This window comes from Belnapia rosea (assembly GCF_900101615.1).
Taxonomy (GTDB): Bacteria; Pseudomonadota; Alphaproteobacteria; order Acetobacterales; family Acetobacteraceae; genus Belnapia; species Belnapia rosea.
The window spans coordinates 642,928-655,718 of record NZ_FMZX01000001.1; the positions used below are offsets into that span (position 1 = coordinate 642,928).

Sequence of the window (12,791 nt, forward strand, 5' to 3'; positions counted from 1 at the left end):
GCCGGGAGGGCCAGGGGTCAGCTTCGCTTGATCCCGTAGAACAGGGCGATGCCCTTCAGCATGCCGTCGAGGTCGGCGCGCAGCGCGGTCGGCGAAAAGAACTGGCCGAGCGGGACGTAGGGCACGTCCTGGAAGGCCTGGCGCTGCATGCGGCGGCCGATCTCGGCACGGGTCGCATCGTCGGGCGCGTCGAACCAGGCATTGCGCATCTCCTCGAGCGGTGCCGAGCTGGGCCAGCCGAAGAGCGCGGCGCGGCCATGGCCGCGGATCAGGTTGTTGGCGGCCGGGTTCACCTGGGCGCTGCCGGCGGTGAAGCTGACCGTCCCGTTCCAGCCGCCTTTGTCCGGTGGGTCCTGGTTCAGCACGCGGCGGACGACGGTACCCCAATCGGTGGCGACATAGTCGAGGTTGATGCCGATCCGGCGGAGCAGATCCCCCTGCACCTCGGACATGGCGTTGATGACGGGGAAGTCCGTGGCGGCCAGGAAGGTAACCTTCTCGCCCTTGTGGCCGGCGGCTTCCAATTCCCTCTTCGCGGCAGGGGCGTCGAGCGGCTTGGACAGGGCCTCCATGCCCTCATCGCTCGCCATGATGCTGCCGGGTGCAAAGAAGCCGTAAGGGACACGCCAGAATTGCCGGTCCTCGCCGGCGGCAGCGAGCATGAAATCGGCCTGGTTCGTGGCGCGCAGGACGGCCCGGCGGATGGCGGGGTTGTCGAAGGGGGGATGCAAGGAATTCGGCCGGAAGAAGCCGATCGAGCCATGCGGGTCGAGGATGTCAATTTTGATTCCGCGGACGCGCCTGAGCTGCGGGACCAGGTCGATGGTCGGCATCTCGATCCAGTCGACCTCGCCGCGTTGCAGGGCAGCGCCGGCAGTCGCCCCATCCGGGATGGTCTGCCATTCGACCCGGTCGAAATTCACCACCTTGCCGCCGGAAAGGTAGGAGGGCGGCTCCTGGCGTGGCTGGTAGCCCTCGAACTTCGCATAAACATTGCGGGAACCGGCGAGGCGTTCCTCGGCCAGATAGCGGAATGGGCCGCTGCCGATCAGCTCCGGTATCGCCTGGGAGGAGGGCAGGGAGGCAAAGCGCTCCGGCATGATCGCGCAGACATGGGTGCCGACCTTGGCGAGTGCGTCCGGCAGCAGTGGGAAAGGCTTCTTCAGGCGAAACCGAAGGCTGCGATCGTCGGGGGCATCGAGTTCATCGGTGACGGCCCAGAGGGCCTGGCCGAAGGCATCCCGTGTCGCCCAGCGCTTGATGGAGGCCACGGCATCGCGGCCGCGCACCGGCTCCCCGTCATGGAAGCGCAGGCCATCGCGGAGGCGGATGGTGACCATGCGCCCGTCATTCTCGACGGTATGTCCCTCGGCCATTTGCGGCCTGGGGCGCAACTCGGCATCCCATCCATAGAGCGTGTCGAAGACCATCAGCGCGTGGTTGCGGGTGACGAAGGCGACGCTGTGGATGGGGTCCAGCAGGGCAAGATCGGCCTGGGGCACGAAGCGGAGGATGCGGCGCCCTGGGGCATTCTGGGCGGCGGCCAGCCGCGGCGCGGCCAGGGCGGCGGTGGCAACGAGCAGGCTGCGGCGGTGCATCGGGGTGCCTCCGGCAGAGGGGGTATGATGCTGCGCTGCAACCGCAATGGCGTCAACGATCTCCTGCGATGGCGCCGTCGAGAAAGAGGGTGACGGCACGGCGCACACGTGCGGCGATCTCCTCGCTATCCGGTGGTGGGCGCTGATCGAGCAGCATGAGGATATGCGGCTCCCCGATGATCATGCCGATGAGCATGCCTGCGGCCTCCTCCGCATCGGCAACGTGAATCCAGCCGGCCTCGGCCTGTTCGGCCAGCCAGCGCTGCACGGCCGTGACCTTCCCGCTCCGGTTGCGCTCGATGGCCTTGGCGAGCTCCGGCGCGCGCTTCAATTCGGGGGCGATCACCCGGCACAGGGACACGCTGCGGGAGGATAGGATATGGTGGGCTGCGTCCTCCAGCATGAGCACCAGCGCCTGCCGGTCACCCGGCTTGGCAGGTTCGGCGGCAGCCTGCATGGGCGCGCAGAAGCGTTCCACCACCGCGTCGAACAGCGCCTCCTTCGAGGCGAAGAGCTGGTAAAGGGTCTTCTTCGACATGCCAACGGCCTGGGCGATGTCGTCCATGCTCGTCGCAGCATAGCCCTGGGCCAGGAAAATCGCCTCAGCCGCCTGGATCGATGCGACCCGCCGCTCAGCCTCGCTCGACCGACGCGGCAGGGTTGCGCCTGAGCTCATGTTGCCTCGCTTTTTTATCCGGGCGCCGTGGCAAGCATTGTCCGATCCGTCCAGCCTCCGCCCAGCACCTTGCAAAAGGTAACAATATTTTGCGGCCGGGCCAGTCTTGGAGCGATCAGCGCCTGTTGGGCGGCGAAAGCTGATGCTGGCTGCCGATCCGCAGATGGGGAGGAATGGACAATGTCCAGACTGAATGGAAACCCTGTAGTTTCCTTGATGTGAAACAGGTTGGTTTTCTGGCGCCGGTCGAACTGGAGGCTTGTGGCGGGCAGTTTCGTGATGAGACGGGGCATCCCGGACAAGGCACGGGCAGAAACATGCATTCGGGCGATTCCGTCCGCGGCGTGTTTGCTCTAAGCAAACTCCATGGAACTGAACCCTCAGCAGATCGCCGCGGCGAAGGCCCGTGGCTGCACCTTCCTGCCCGCGACGGAGGAGCAGGTTGCCCGGCTGACCATGCAACGCCGCATCTTCACCATCGATGGGCAGCCGCATGTCGCCATCCGCCAGGATGAGGCGGTGAAGGAGACGCATGGCGCCATCGCCATGCTGATCGAAGGCGATACCCCGCAATTCGAGGAGACAACCCAGCAGGCGGCGGCGGCCGAGGCTGAGGTGACGCTCGAAATGGCGGGCGAAAGCGCCGCTGCCCGAGGTGGGGCGCAGGTGGTGCGGCGGGCTAGCAGGCCTCGGGCGCCCTGGCGTGGGGCAAAGCGCGGGGCCTGACCTCGGCGGGGCTCCCCCGCCTTTACGCCGGCTTTATACCCCTGGCGCCGCTTCCACATAGCGGCTTTCCGGGTACCACGATCAGTCTCCCGCCTCAGCCGGCCCATGAGCGCCGGCGCGGAGCGACTGATGCTGGACCTTTTCCTGTTGGCACTCGGCCTGGGCCTGTTCGGCCTGATGGCTGCCTATGCCGACGCCTGCGACCGTGTTTAGCCGCCATGCTGGACCTGATCCTGGGCGGCACGGTTTCGGCGGGCCTGCTTCTCTACCTCCTCTGGGCGCTGCTGCGGCCGGAGGACCTCTGATCCCATGACATGGATTGGCTGGGCGCAGATCGCGCTCGTCCTTGCCTGCGTGGTCGCGGCCGCGATCCCGCTCGGGCGCTATATTGCTGTCCTCGCCGCAGGACGCATCACCGTCCTCGCGCCGCTGGAACGGCTTTTCTATACCGCGGCCGGTATCGACCCGGCGAAAGGCCAGGGCTGGCGAGCCTATACCCTGGCGATGTTGGCGGCGAACGCGGCAGGCTTCGTGCTGCTCTATGCGTTGCTGCGGCTGCAGGGAGGGCTGCCGTTCAACCCTCAGGGCTTTGGTGACTTGTCACCCTGGCTCGCCTTCAATACCGCAGCTTCTTTCGTGACGAATACGAACTGGCAGGCTTATGGCGGCGAGGTGGCCATGAGCAACTTCAGCCAGATGGCCGGGCTGACGGTGCAGAATTTCCTCTCCGCTGCGTCCGGCATCGCGTTGGCACTGGCCGTGTCACGCGCCTTCGCCAAGGGCGGGGTGCAAGACCTCGGCAATTTCTGGGCCGATCTGGTGCGCGTCACGCTCTACCTGCTGGTGCCGCTCAGTATCCTGGTTGGCCTCGCTTTCGTTGCCATGGGGATGCCACAGACGCTTTCGGCCTTTGCGGAAGCGACGACGATCGAGGGCGCGACACAGATGCTCCCGCTCGGTCCTGCTGCTCTCCAGGTTGCGATCAAGCACCTGGGGACCAATGGTGGCGGCTTCTTCGGCGCCAACTCAGCGCACCCGTTCGAAGGGCCGACGGCGCTGGCGACAGGGCTGCAGATATGGGCACACCAGGTGATCCCCTTCGCCCTGGCACTGACCTTCGGCGCCATCATCGGCGATATCCGGCAGGGACGGGCGCTGCTGCTGGTCATGCTTGGCTATGTGCTGATGGCAACGCTGGCGATCTATGCGAGCGAGGCCGGCGGGAATCCACTGCATCTGGCGCTCGGCATCGATGCAGCGCAGGGGAATATGGAAGGGAAGGAGGTGCGGTTCGGCCAGGCGCTGGTCGCACTTTTCAGCGCTACGACCACTGGAGCTTCCTGCGGTGCGGTGAATGCGATGCTTGAGAGCTTCACGCCGCTTGGCGGGATGGTGCCGCTCTTCCTGATCCAGCTTGGCGAGGTACTGCCGGGTGGGGTGGGTTCAGGCCTCTATGGAATGCTGGTCTTCGTGCTGCTGACGGTGTTCATCGCTGGGCTGATGGTAGGCCGGACACCGGAATATCTCGGCAAGAAAGTGCAGGCGCGCGAGATCAAGCTGGCGATGCTCGCCGTGCTGGTGCTGCCCGTGGCGATTCTTGGCTTCACCGCCGTCGCGCTGGTGCTGCCCGCGGCTATCGCCTCCATCCAGGCAGCGGGACCGCATGGGCTGAGCGAGATGCTTTATGCCTTCAGTTCCGCAGCGGGTAATAACGGCTCGGCCTTCGGCGGACTGACGGCGGATACGCCCTGGCTCAATACAACGCTCGGCATCGCCATGATGCTTGGCCGCTTTGCCTATGTGGTGCCGGTGATGGCCATTGCCGGATCGCTCGCTGCCAAGCCACGGGCGCTGGCAAGCCCGGGCACTTTCCCGACTCATGGACTGCTCTTCGCCGGGCTGCTGGCCGGGGTGATCCTGATCCTCGGCGGGCTGCAATTCATGCCCGCACTCGCGCTCGGCCCGCTTGCCGAACACTTCTCCCTGCTTGCTGGCAAGACCTTCTGAAGGCGCGGATTCCATGGACATCATGATGCCTCCGGGCGCCGCCACGCGCCGACTGCGCGCTGCCGCCTTCACCGACCGGACCCTGCTCGCCCGTGCGAGCCTCGACGCGGTGCGCAAGCTCAACCCCGCTCGATTGGTGCGCAACCCGGTCATCTTCGTCACCGAGGTGGTTGCCATCCTCGCCACGCTGCTGGCGGCCCTGGCGGCTGGGCGTGGTGAGGCTTGGTCTTTCCAGGCGGGGATCGCTGCCTGGCTTTGGCTGACCGTCCTTTTCGCTACCTTCGCCGAGGCCCTTGCCGAAGGGCGTGGACGGGCACAGGCGGAGAGCCTTCGCCAAGCTCGTGGCGACGCGCGGGCCAAGCTGTTGGCGCGCCCGGATGACCGAGCGCTCTGGCAGCCGCGCGGGGCGACCGAGCTCAAGCCCGGCGACCTCGTGCTGGTGGAGGCGGGCGACATCATCCCGTCCGATGGCGAGATCGTCGAGGGTATCGCCTCGGTGAACGAGGCGGCCGTGACGGGGGAGAGCGCCCCGGTCATCCGCGAGGCGGGGGGCGACCGCAGTGCCGTCACGGGCGGAACGCTCGTCGTCTCCGACTGGCTGGTTGTACGCATCACGGCGGCGCCGGGCAGCACCTTCCTCGACCGGATGATCACGCTGGTCGAAGGCGCCGCGCGGCAGAAGACGCCGAATGAGATCGCGCTCGACATCCTGCTGGCAGGGATGACGATCATCTTCCTGATCACCGTGGCTTCACTGGTCGGGTTGGCGAGTTGGAACGGGACGCCGCCCTCTGTGCCGGTGCTGGCTGCGCTGCTCGTGACGCTCATTCCAACAACGATCGGCGGGTTGCTGTCGGCCATCGGCATCGCCGGCATGGACCGGCTGGTGCGCTTCAACGTGCTGGCGACCAGCGGGCGCGCCGTCGAAGCCGCCGGCGATGTCGATGTACTGCTGCTCGACAAGACGGGCACAATCACCTTCGGCAACCGCCAGGCTGCGGCCTTTGTGCCGGCGCCCGGTGTCACCGAGCGGGAGCTTGTGGAGGCGGCCGTCCTAGCAAGCCTTGGCGACGAGACTCCGGAAGGCCGGTCGGTCCTCGTCCTCGCGCGGGAGCGCTACCGCATGGCAGCACCTGCCGTGCCGGCGGGCGCAAGGGTGGTCCCATTCACAGCGCAGACGCGCCTTTCGGGGCTTGATTTGCCGGGTGGCCAGTACCGCAAGGGAGCGGTCGACAGCCTGGCGCGGAGCCTGGATGCGACTGTGCCGCCTGCCCTGGCGGAAGCAGTGGACCGGATCGCGCGGCAGGGGGCGACGCCGCTTGCCGTCAGCAAGGATGGCCGAGTGTTGGGGGCGATCGAGCTGAAGGACATCGTCAAGCCTGGTATTCGCGATCGCTTCGCCGAGTTGCGGAGGATGGGCATCCGCAGCGTGATGGTGACGGGAGACAACCGGCTGACGGCGGCGGCAATCGCGGCCGAGGCGGGGGTGGACGACTTCCTCGTGGAAGCCACACCGGAGCAGAAGCTCGGCTATATCCGCACGGCTCAAACCGAGGGGCGGTTGGTGGCCATGGCAGGCGACGGCACCAATGACGCCCCGGCCCTGGCCCAGGCCGATGTTGGACTCGCCATGCAGACTGGGACTCAGGCCGCTCGCGAGGCGGGCAACATGGTCGACCTGGACAGCGACCCTACGAAGCTGATCGAGGTCGTGGAGATCGGCAAACAACTGCTGATCACCCGAGGAGCGTTGACGACTTTCTCCGTAGCCAACGACGTGGCGAAGTATTTTGCGATCCTCCCGGCGATCTTCGTAGCGAGCTACCCGGAGCTTGGCACGCTGAATGTGATGCGCCTCACCTCGCCGGAGAGCGCGATCCTGTCCGCAGTGATCTTCAACGCGCTGATCATCGTGGCGCTCGTGCCGCTGGCGCTCCGCGGTGTGCGCTATGCACCGGCCGGTGCGGCGGCGCTGCTGCGGCGTAACCTGCTGATCTACGGTCTGGGCGGAGTCGTAGCACCCTTCATTGGCATCAAGTTCATCGATCTGCTCCTTAACCTGTTCGGGATGGCCTGAGATGAATGCATATCTGCGTCCAGCTTTCGCGGTGGTGGGGATGGCGACCCTGCTCTGTGGCTTGGCCCTGCCGCTGGGCTTCACCGGGGTGGCTCAGCTGGCCTTCCCTGTACAGGCACATGGCAGCCTGCTGGAGCGGGACGGAAAGCTGATCGGCTCGATGCTGCTCGGTCAGCAGTTCACCGGAGATCGGTATTTCCACCCGCGCCCTTCAGCCACGACGGAAGCGGATCCGGCAAAGCCGGGCAGTACTCGGCCAGCGCCCTATAATGCCGCAGCCTCGGCAGCCTCCCAGATGGCGCCGACAAGTGCGACCTTGGCGAAGGTACTGAAGGAGCGGGTGGCCGCGGAGGGGGCAGCGCCGGTGCCAGCGGATGCAGTGACGGCTTCTGGCTCCGGCCTGGACCCGCATATCAGCCTGGAGAACGCTGCCCGCCAGGTAGCGCGCATCGCGGCTGCGCGAGGGCTTCCCGAGGTGCGGGTGCGGTCCTTGCTGGCACAACATGCCGAAGGGCGGGAACTTGGGCTCTTCGGTGAGTCGCGGGCCAATGTACTGGTGTTGAACCTGGCACTCGACGATCTGCGCTGAGTGGATGGCGCGGCCCTGGACCGCGCCATCCAAACGCACTGCTAGCGTGCCCGGAGCAGTTCCGGGACGCGGAGCAGGATGAGCTCGTTATCATCGGCGCGAGTCAGGTGACGGCCGGCGCTGAAGGGCAGATTGTTGTCATTGCCGACCACGATATGCTCGTCATCCACCACCGCAACATTCTCGATGGTGAAGAAGGGGAAGGTGAAGCGGTCACGTGCCTCGTTGGCACCGCGGTCGCCCTGGGTGCGGGCCAGGCCTTCCGGATCGCGGATAGCCATCAGATCGATATGGCCGATCTTCCGCACGAAGCCATCGCCATCGGTGGCACCGAGATCGAGCAGATAGATTCGCTTGAGCCGCGCCGGGGCGGCGAAGCAGCCGGGCGGGCTGGCGCCGGCGGCGCAAGCGAGGGAGGGATCTCCCTCGCCATCGTCGCGCTCGATGATGAGGGCACGGCGGTCGTCGATCATGTTGAAGTCGCCGATCGAGGTGGTGCCGGGCTCGATGCCGTAGCGCAGTTGCCGACCGGTCCAGGCGCCACGGACAGTGTCGAATTCAGCGATGCGGAGGAAGCGGCCTTCAGGCTGGCCATTCGTCAGCAGCGGCTTTTCCAGCAAGGCGTAAAGGCGGCTGCCGTCGGGGCTTTGGGCGAGGCCCTCGTACCCGCCGCTGCGCTGGGATTCAAAGGTCGTGGCGGGCACTTGCAGCGATGGGTGGTCCGGGCTGCGGATGGGGCGGCCATCGATTACCGTCTCGACCACCTGGCGCACCCGCCCTTCGAAATCGACCTTGATCAGGAAGGGGCCGAATTCATCGCCGAGCCAGAAGCCGTCGGCAACCGGCTGAATGCTCTCGATATCGAAATCCCCGCCGGTGAGGTAGCGACGCTCAGTGCCCTCATAGGCGATGCGAAAGGGGACGCGGCGTTCCGGATCGGAGAGGAAAATGGTTTGCTCGACCGCGACCTGGCCGCCCCGCCAGTCCGGGCGAATGCGGTGCAGCATCAGCATCGCATCCGGGCTGTTCCGCTTGTTGCCGAAGCCGTTGTCGCTCAGCACCCAGAAGGCGCCTGGTTGGCCCGCCACTGGCTTGATACCTGAGAAGCCCTGGATAGGCTGGCCGATAAAGGGGAGGGCCGTACCGGTCGGGCGTCCAGCGGGCGCCGGACCGGTGGTACCGGGGATGGCGCCCGGGCGGTCGGTACGGAGATTGCCCGGGCCGGTGAACTTACCCGAGACCATGGCATCGCGTGGCGCATCGGCAGGCGGTACGGCCATGGTGAAGGCGGGAAGCACGGCGTGCCCTGCGAGGCTCGCCTCGAAGCGAGTATCCGCCAAGGCCTGGCTGCCCAGCAGCAAGGCCGTGGTAACGAGAAGCAACTGGCGCATGGAGCCTGTCTCCTGATCGGTTCAGGGAGGGCTCCTAGCCGTTGCATATTGCACCGGCTTGGCAGTTGCATGTCAGCCGCGTGGCAGAGGGCGGTAGCGCCACACGCTGGCGGGGGGGAAGTTCTTCGGGGTCCAAGTCTCGCGCTTCGCGCTCAGGCCGAGCTTCCTGTAGGGGAGAGGCGAGGTGATGCAGTAGGTGTAAAGTAGGAAGCCGAGGCCAGGAGCGATGCACTCCACGCCCTCGATAAAAAGGCGCTGACGCTCGATCGGCAGCAGCACCAGCGGGATGCCGCAGATCACGCTGCTGACGCGGCCGGCGAAGCGCTCCGGCAGGTGCTGTGGCAGGGCAAAGGCATCGGCACAGAGCACCGTGGTGCCGGGCAGGCTCTGACGCAGGTGCTCCGCCATGTCGGGGACGATTTCCACCAGGGCAAGGCGCTCGGGGGCGACGCCGGCATCGAGCAGCGCGCGCGAGATGACGCCGGTACCGGCGCCGATCTCAAGCACCATGCCGTCACCATCGGCCGCGGCGAGGCTGGCGATGCGGCTCGAGAGTGTGCGGGAGGACGGTACGATGGAGCCCATCTGCAATGGGTCGGCCAGCCAGCGACGGAAGAACAACGGCAAGTTGGAAATGGCATGTGCGGTTTCGTGGCGTTGAAGGCTGCTGCTGGACATTCTCGTTCCTCTTTGTCCGACGGAGCGGTGACCTAGCCACCGAACCGGACCAGGGTTTCACGGAATTGCGCCATCGAAGCCTTCCAGGAAAAGGCTTCGGCATGGCTGCGGGCCGCATCGCGGCTGCACGACAGCGCGCGCAGGCAGGCGGCACGGAGATCCTCGTCCAGCACCCCGATGCGGGGATCAGTGACGACATCGAGCGGGCCGGTGACGGGGAAGGCCGCAACCGGCGTGCCGCTTGCCAGCGCCTCCAGCAGCACGAGGCCGAACGTATCGGTGCGGGAGGGGAATACGAAGACATCCGCGCCGGCATAGGAGCGGGCTAGCTGGCCGTTCTCGCGGTAGCCGAGGAATTGTGCAGCCGGGTAGCGCCTCTGCAGCTCGGCGCGTTGCGGGCCGTCGCCGATCACCACCTTGGTGCCGGGGAGGTCGAGGGCGAGGAAGGCGGCAAGGTTCTTCTCGACGGCAACCCTGCCGGCATAGAGAAAGATCGGGCGTGGCAAGCCGTCGAAAGGCTCGCGCGGCTCCGGCCGGAAGCGGGAGAGATCCACGCCACGGGTCCAGGGGCGGACCCGGGTGAAGCCCCGCATGGCGAGGTCGCGGCGGAGGCTGGGGGTGGCCGCCATGACCGCCTGTGCAGGGGCATGGAAATGGCGCAGCACCCGCCAGGACCAAGCGGCCGGCACGCCGGCCCGCGCCTTCAGGTACTCAGCGAATTTGGTGTGGAAGGCGGTCGTAAAGGGCCAGTTTCGGCGCAGGCAGATGCCACGCATCGCCCAGCCCAGCGGCCCTTCCGTGGCGATATGTACGGCGCAGGGCATATAGGCATCGACCAGCCGCGCCAGCTTGCGGCGCGGTGCCACTGCCAGGCGGATCTCCTTGTAGCCGGGCATGGGCAGGCTGTTGAAGCGGTCGGGCCCAATCACCTCGACCGTGTCACCATGGGCGCGCAGCATCTCGGTCATGGTGCTGAGGGTGCGGACGACGCCATTCACCTGCGGTGCCCAGGCGTCGGTGACGATCAGCAGGCGGAGCGGGGCGCTCATGGCTGCCGCCTCCGGCAGGGCGACGGGCTGATCAAGCACGGGCGATGGCCAGGCGCTCGCCGCCAGCCTGCCGCTCGGCACGGAGGCGCATCTCGCGCACCCAGTCGATCAGCTCGAAGCGGCCATCGGCATGCTCGACAAGGGCGGTACAACTCTCCACCCAGTCGCCGTCATTCATATAGGTGATGCCGTGGACTTCTCGCATCTCGGCATGATGGATATGGCCGCAGATGACGCCATCGAGGCCGCGCCGGCCGGCCTCATTGGCCAGTGCCAATTCGAATCGGTCGATCGCCTTCACGGCCTCCTTCACCTGACGCTTCAGCCATTGGGAGAGCGACCAGTAGGGGTAGCCAAGCTTGCGCCGTGCGGCATTGAACCAGCGGTTCAGCGTCAGGGCCATATCGTAGGCCCAGTCGCCCAGATGGGCGATGAGCTTGGCGTAGCGGATCACGCCGTCGAACTCGTCGCCATGGATCACGAGGAAGCGTCGGCCATCCGCGGCTTCATGGACGGCTTCGCGCAGCAGCCGCACGCCGGCGACCTCAAGGCCCTGGCCAAGCCAATTGCGGAACATCTCATCGTGGTTGCCTGGAATGTAGAGCACCTCGGTGCCCGAACGCGCGAGCTTCAGGAGGATCCGCAGAACCTCGTCATGGTCACTGTCCCAGTACCAAGACTTGCGGAGCCGCCATCCATCGACGATGTCGCCAACGAGGTAGAGCCGGTTGCAGTCCGTATGGCGGAGGAAGTCCGCCAGGTAGTCGGCGCGACAGCCGCGCATGCCGAGATGCGTATCGGAGAGGAAGACACTGCGGTAACGGGTCCTGGCCTCAGCGGCTTGCATGGCTATGCCCTCGCTCTGGCCGGGGTGCGATGGCTGACGAGTCCCCGGACACAATCACGAACACGCCCGTAACGCGCCATTGCCAATCCTGTCGTGAACCCTTCATGAAACCATTCAGTAACGGCGGGCACGAAGCCGCGATATGGCACGGCCATGACATGTCGCATCTGGAAAGGGCGCTGTTGTCAGACCGATGACCGCGTCATGACACCGGATCGTCATCCCTGGCTGCGATAAGCCGGGCATGATCATCATCTTCAACCCCACAGCCGGGCAGCGGCGCCGGCAGCGGCTGGAGCGTGCGCTGGCGGTCCTGCGGCATGTGGGTCAGGAATTCGTCGTGATGGAAACCACCCATACCGGCCATGCCAAGGCCCTGGCCCGTGCCGGGGCGGCGGAGGGCTGCGGACTGGTGGTGGCTGCTGGCGGCGATGGTACTATCGCCGAGGTGGCTGCCGGCCTGGCAGGGCATGGCGCCGTGCTTGGCGTGCTCCCGCTTGGGACGGCGAATGTCTTTGCCTGGGAACTCGGCATCCCTGTGCGGCCCGACGCCGCGGCACGGCTGCTCACCGAAGGCGAGCCCCGTCTGGTGCATCCTGGCGAGGCACTCTTCACCGACAGGACCACGCGGCTTTTCGTGCAGATGCTGGGCGCAGGCTTCGATGCGGCGGTGGTCGCCAATCTCGACCTTGGTCTCAAGCACCGGATCGGGCGCGGTGCCTATGTCTGGCAGGCGATGCGGGAACTCGGCCGATACCAATTCCCTCCGCTCCGCGTGGTGTTCGAGGATGGCGAGGCACGTGCGAGTTCCGTCATTGTCAGCAAAGGGCGGCTATATGCCGGGCGGCATCTGCTGGCGCCGGCCGCGGAGATCGCGCGGCCCGGCTTCCAGGTGGCGCTGTTCCACGGATCGGGTCCGATGGCGGCGGCGGCTTATGGGGCGGCCTTGCCGCTCAATCTGCTGCCACGGATGCCGGGGTTGACCCTGCGGCACGCGACCCGGCTGCGGATCGAGGGCGAAGCTGTGGCGGTCCAGGCGGATGGGGACCCTGCCGGCCGCCTACCAGTCGAGGTGCGGGTAGCCGAGGCGCCGCTCCGCGTGATGTTGCCGCGGTTGGCGGGGATGGCCCAGGCGGCTTAGCCTCCCAGGAAC

The 12,791-nt window shown here is 66.5% G+C and carries 13 protein-coding genes; 6 read left to right on the top strand and 7 right to left on the bottom strand.

Going from position 1 to position 12,791, the window contains the following annotated elements:
- Nucleotides 1-17 precede the first annotated feature (17 nt).
- From BLR02_RS03105 to BLR02_RS29250, 3 genes are read right to left on the bottom strand one after another with little or no spacing between them, the layout of a single operon-like run.
- Nucleotides 18-1,598 carry an ABC transporter substrate-binding protein gene (locus BLR02_RS03105; RefSeq protein WP_090660365.1) on the bottom strand — a complete coding sequence of 527 codons (1,581 nt, stop codon included), beginning with the start codon at nt 1,596-1,598 and terminating at the stop codon, nt 18-20.
- Nucleotides 1,599-1,650: 52 nt separating this feature from the next.
- Complete coding sequence (locus BLR02_RS03110; RefSeq protein WP_090561004.1) at nt 1,651-2,274, bottom strand: TetR/AcrR family transcriptional regulator; 624 nt, start codon at nt 2,272-2,274, stop codon at nt 1,651-1,653.
- Between the two features lie 14 nt (nt 2,275-2,288).
- Nucleotides 2,289-2,567 carry a hypothetical protein gene (locus BLR02_RS29250; RefSeq protein ID WP_176849351.1) on the bottom strand — a complete coding sequence of 93 codons (279 nt, stop codon included), beginning with the start codon at nt 2,565-2,567 and terminating at the stop codon, nt 2,289-2,291.
- Nucleotides 2,568-2,640: 73 nt separating this feature from the next.
- Between BLR02_RS29250 and BLR02_RS03115 the strand changes: the two genes are divergently transcribed.
- The 5 genes from BLR02_RS03115 (at nt 2,641) to kdpC (ending at nt 7,673) form a co-directional block, all read left to right on the top strand.
- Nucleotides 2,641-3,000, top strand: a complete 360-nt coding sequence (locus BLR02_RS03115) for a hypothetical protein (RefSeq protein WP_090561005.1) — start codon at nt 2,641-2,643, stop codon at nt 2,998-3,000.
- Between the two features lie 218 nt (nt 3,001-3,218).
- Nucleotides 3,219-3,305: a K(+)-transporting ATPase subunit F gene (gene kdpF, locus BLR02_RS31045; RefSeq protein ID WP_090561006.1), complete on the top strand. Its 87-nt coding sequence runs from the start codon at nt 3,219-3,221 to the stop codon at nt 3,303-3,305.
- A 4-nt stretch (nt 3,306-3,309) separates the two neighbouring features.
- On the top strand, nt 3,310-5,007 hold the full coding sequence (kdpA, locus tag BLR02_RS03125; RefSeq protein ID WP_090660368.1) for a potassium-transporting ATPase subunit KdpA: 1,698 nt from the start codon (nt 3,310-3,312) through the stop codon (nt 5,005-5,007).
- Between the two features lie 22 nt (nt 5,008-5,029).
- Complete coding sequence (gene kdpB / locus BLR02_RS03130; protein ID WP_245704634.1) at nt 5,030-7,084, top strand: potassium-transporting ATPase subunit KdpB; 2,055 nt, start codon at nt 5,030-5,032, stop codon at nt 7,082-7,084.
- 1 nt (nt 7,085) lies between these two features.
- Nucleotides 7,086-7,673, top strand: coding sequence for a potassium-transporting ATPase subunit KdpC (kdpC, locus tag BLR02_RS03135; RefSeq protein ID WP_090660372.1), 588 nt, complete (start codon nt 7,086-7,088; stop codon nt 7,671-7,673).
- Between the two features lie 41 nt (nt 7,674-7,714).
- Here the strand turns inward: kdpC and BLR02_RS03140 are convergent, their stop codons facing one another.
- The 4 genes from BLR02_RS03140 to BLR02_RS03155 form a co-directional block, all read right to left on the bottom strand.
- A complete protein-coding gene (locus BLR02_RS03140; RefSeq protein WP_090660375.1) occupies nt 7,715-9,064 on the bottom strand; it encodes an esterase-like activity of phytase family protein in 1,350 nt (449 codons plus the stop codon).
- 72 nt (nt 9,065-9,136) lie between these two features.
- Nucleotides 9,137-9,685, bottom strand: a complete 549-nt coding sequence (locus tag BLR02_RS03145; RefSeq protein WP_245704587.1) for a class I SAM-dependent methyltransferase — start codon at nt 9,683-9,685, stop codon at nt 9,137-9,139.
- An 89-nt stretch (nt 9,686-9,774) separates the two neighbouring features.
- Nucleotides 9,775-10,791, bottom strand: a complete 1,017-nt coding sequence (locus BLR02_RS03150; RefSeq protein WP_090661531.1) for a glycosyltransferase family 4 protein — start codon at nt 10,789-10,791, stop codon at nt 9,775-9,777.
- 31 nt (nt 10,792-10,822) lie between these two features.
- Complete coding sequence (locus BLR02_RS03155; protein WP_090567048.1) at nt 10,823-11,638, bottom strand: UDP-2,3-diacylglucosamine diphosphatase; 816 nt, start codon at nt 11,636-11,638, stop codon at nt 10,823-10,825.
- Nucleotides 11,639-11,882: 244 nt separating this feature from the next.
- Here BLR02_RS03155 and BLR02_RS03160 point away from each other — a divergent pair, with 244 nt between their 5' ends.
- Nucleotides 11,883-12,779, top strand: coding sequence for a diacylglycerol/lipid kinase family protein (locus tag BLR02_RS03160; RefSeq protein WP_090660381.1), 897 nt, complete (start codon nt 11,883-11,885; stop codon nt 12,777-12,779).
- The last annotated feature ends 12 nt before the right edge of the window (nt 12,780-12,791 follow it).

Excerpts from the sequence above, each read along its gene's own strand:
- BLR02_RS03105 (WP_090660365.1), bottom strand. The coding sequence starts at position 1,598 with ATGCACCGCCGCAGCCTGCTCGTTGCCACCGCCGCCCTGGCCGCGCCG.
- BLR02_RS03110 (WP_090561004.1), bottom strand. The coding sequence starts at position 2,274 with ATGAGCTCAGGCGCAACCCTGCCGCGTCGGTCGAGCGAGGCTGAGCGG.
- BLR02_RS29250 (WP_176849351.1), bottom strand. The coding sequence starts at position 2,567 with ATGCCCCGTCTCATCACGAAACTGCCCGCCACAAGCCTCCAGTTCGAC.
- BLR02_RS03115 (WP_090561005.1), top strand. The coding sequence starts at position 2,641 with ATGGAACTGAACCCTCAGCAGATCGCCGCGGCGAAGGCCCGTGGCTGC.
- kdpF (WP_090561006.1), top strand. The coding sequence starts at position 3,219 with ATGCTGGACCTGATCCTGGGCGGCACGGTTTCGGCGGGCCTGCTTCTC.
- kdpA (WP_090660368.1), top strand. The coding sequence starts at position 3,310 with ATGACATGGATTGGCTGGGCGCAGATCGCGCTCGTCCTTGCCTGCGTG.
- kdpB (WP_245704634.1), top strand. The coding sequence starts at position 5,030 with ATGATGCCTCCGGGCGCCGCCACGCGCCGACTGCGCGCTGCCGCCTTC.
- kdpC (WP_090660372.1), top strand. The coding sequence starts at position 7,086 with ATGAATGCATATCTGCGTCCAGCTTTCGCGGTGGTGGGGATGGCGACC.
- BLR02_RS03140 (WP_090660375.1), bottom strand. The coding sequence starts at position 9,064 with ATGCGCCAGTTGCTTCTCGTTACCACGGCCTTGCTGCTGGGCAGCCAG.
- BLR02_RS03150 (WP_090661531.1), bottom strand. The coding sequence starts at position 10,791 with ATGAGCGCCCCGCTCCGCCTGCTGATCGTCACCGACGCCTGGGCACCG.
- BLR02_RS03155 (WP_090567048.1), bottom strand. The coding sequence starts at position 11,638 with ATGCAAGCCGCTGAGGCCAGGACCCGTTACCGCAGTGTCTTCCTCTCC.
- BLR02_RS03160 (WP_090660381.1), top strand. The coding sequence starts at position 11,883 with ATGATCATCATCTTCAACCCCACAGCCGGGCAGCGGCGCCGGCAGCGG.